The following is a 3,033-nucleotide window of genomic DNA, read 5'->3' on the forward strand; positions in this document are numbered from 1 at the left end:
CCTCTGCGTCTCGTGGGCTCGGAGATGTGTATAAGAGACAGGGGTCGGCCGTTCTGTCGCGGGCCGTGGCGGTTCGTGTCGCGGTGGACCCGCGCCTGGCTGATCGCAGCATGGCAACTCCCGTGGCGGTGTTCGGTTCTGGCGTTCCCGCCCGGTTACCCGGGGCCGTCGGCGGCATGCCGGGCCGGCGGGACGGCCGGTGGGGGATCGCACGACAGCCGGTCCGGGATCGCGTCACGGGCGTCCCAGGCTGGCGGGACGGCCGGCCGCAGACGGCCGACATGGGCCCGGCCACTTCCCTGAGGGGTTGTCAGGGAGACTCCCTGAAATGGCCCTTGGCCTTTCGGGCCACCGTCCCTGACGTGCCCCTGAACTCGCCGAGCGGGGCCGATCGGACCGTTGACACCGGGGTGCGCGGAGTGGCTGCATGGGCCGGACGCCGCCGGCGCCGGTCGCCCGCGGCGCGTGGCGCCCGCCGTCGGCCGCGTCCGGACCGCTGCACGTCCGGCCGCCGGCGTCCGGGACCGTTTTCCGTCCGTTGGGAGGCACGTTGCTCGCCCGCACCCGCAGGAGACTTCTCGTACCGGCCGTCGCCGCGCTCGCGGCCCTGGTCGCCGGCACCACCCCGTCCGTCGCCGGTCCCCCGGGCCCGGGCGGCGACGCCGCCCGGGCGAGCCCGTCGGACGGCAGGCTGTCCGCGGTGATCCGCTACACCGGGCACGGCATACCGCACATCCTCGGCCGGGACTACGCGGAGCTGGGCTTCGGCTCGGGGTGGGCACAGGCGGCCGACCAGGTGTGCGTGCTCGCGGACGGGTTCACCACCGTCCGGGGCGAGCGCTCCCGGCACTTCGGGCCGCAGGGCGTCAGTGACCGCTCGCTCACCTCGGCCTCCACCAACCTGGGCAGCGACCTGTACTTCCGCGGGGTGCGCGAGGCGCGCACCGTGGAGAGGCTGGTCGACCGGCCGGCGCCGCGGGGCCCCTCGCGGGACGCGCGGGAGCTGATGCGCGGCTGGGCGGCCGGCTACAACGCCTGGCTGCGGCAGAACCGGGTCACCGACCCGGCCTGCCGGGGCGCGGCTTGGGTGCGGCCGGTGAGCGAGCTGGACGTGGCCCGGAGGCTGTACGCGTTCGCCGTGCTCGGCGGCGAGGGCGGGGCGGTGGACGGCATCACCGAGGCCCAGCCGCCGGCGGCGGACCGCCCGGCCGCCGCCGTGGACCCGTCCCGGACGGCCCGGCTCGCGCGGGAGCGGTTCGCGGCGGGCGAGGCCGACATGGGGTCCAACGCGGTGGCCTTCCGCGGCAGCACGACGGCGAACGGCCGGGGACTGCTGCTCGGCAACCCGCACTACCCCTGGCACGGCGGCCGGCGCTTCTGGCAGTCGCAGCAGACCATCCCCGGGAAGCTGAACGTGTCGGGCGGCTCCCTGCTCGGCTCGCCCGCGGTCAGCATCGGCTTCACCGAGAAGGTGGCGTGGAGTCACACGGTGTCGACCGGCGTCCCGCTCAACCTGCACCAGCTCACCCTGGACCCGGCGGACCCGACGGTCTACCTGGTCGACGGGGTGCGGGAGCGGATGACCCGGCGGACGGTGTCGGTGCCGCTGGCAGACGGCACGACCGTGCGCCGGGTCCAGTACCGGACGCGGTACGGGCCGGTCGTGTCCTCGCTGGACGACGAGCTGCCGCTGCCCTGGTCGGCGACGACCGCGTACGCGCTGAACGACCCCAACGCGGGCAACCTGCGGATGACGGACGCCTCGCTGGGCATGGCCCGAGCGGATTCGGCGGGCGGGGTGCGCCGGGCGCTGGACCGCGCGCAGGGACTGCCCTGGGTGAACACGGTCGCCGCGGACTCCTCGGGCGGCACGCTGTTCGCCCAGGCGCAGGTGCTGCCGCGGATCACCGACGAGCTGGCGGAGCGCTGCTCCACGCCGCTGGGCCGCGTGGTGTACCCGGCTTCGGGCCTGGCGGTGCTGGACGGCTCGCGCCGGGACTGCGCGCTGGGCACGGACCGGGACGCGGTGCAGCCGGGGATCTTCGGGCCCGCGCGGATGCCGGTGCTGAAGGACGCCCCGTACGCGGCGAACAACAACGACAGCGCCTGGCTGGCCAACGCCGACCGGCCGCTGACCGGTTACGAGCGGATCTTCGGCCCGGAGGGCACCGAGCGGACGCTGCGCACCCGGGGCGGCATCGAGGACGTCTCGGCGATGGCCCGCGCGGGGCGGCTGACGGTGGCCGACCTCCAGCGGCAGCAGTTCGCCAACCGGGTGCCGGCCGGGGACCTGGCCGCCGCCGACGTGGCGCGGGCCTGCCCGGCGGTGCTGCCGGAGGAGCCGGCGGCGTGCGCGGCGCTGGCCCGCTGGGACCGGACCATGGACACCGGGAGCCGGGGCGCGCTGCTGTTCGACCGGTTCTGGCGAAAGCTGACCGCGACGGTGCCGCCCGGGGAGCTGTGGAAGACGCCGTTCTCGGCCGCCGACCCGGTGCGGACCCCGCACACCCTGGACACCTCCCGGCCCGGTCTCGCCACCGCGCTGCGGCAGACGGTGGCCGAACTGCGGGCCGCGGGCACTCCGCTGGACGCGCCGCTGGGCGCGCACCAGTACGTGGTGCGCGGTGGGGAGCGCATACCGGTGTCCGGGGGCACGCAGGCGCTGGGCGTGTGGAACATGACCGTGGGCCGGTGGGATCCGGCGGCCGGTGCGTACACCGAGGTGCTGCACGGGACGAGCCATGTGCAGGCGGTCGGCTGGGACGGCGGGCGCTGCCCGGTGGCGCGCACCCTGCTGACGTACTCCCAGTCGTCCAACCCGCTCTCGCCGCACTTCAGCGACCAGACGCGGCTGTTCTCGGGCGAGCGGTGGGTGCGGGCGCGGTTCTGCGAGCGGGACATCCTGGCCGACCCGGAGCTGCGGGTGGTGCGGGTGCGCCAGTAGCCGGCCGGCGGCCCCCGCCCCCGTCGGCGCCGCCTCACCGCGGTCGTCGGCGGGGCGGGCGGTCGCTTCGGCGAGCGTTCAGCGGGGAG

General features: G+C 76.1%; 1 protein-coding gene. It reads left to right on the plus strand.

Going from position 1 to position 3,033, the window contains the following annotated elements:
* Positions 1 to 550 precede the first annotated feature (550 nt).
* A complete protein-coding gene (locus tag C6N75_RS06840; protein ID WP_258177269.1) occupies positions 551 to 2,944 on the plus strand; it encodes a penicillin acylase family protein in 2,394 nt (797 codons plus the stop codon).
* Positions 2,945 to 3,033: the final 89 nt, after the last annotated feature.

It is taken from the genome of Streptomyces solincola (genome assembly GCF_002982015.1).
In the GTDB taxonomy this organism is placed as follows: domain Bacteria; phylum Actinomycetota; class Actinomycetes; order Streptomycetales; family Streptomycetaceae; genus Streptomyces; species Streptomyces solincola.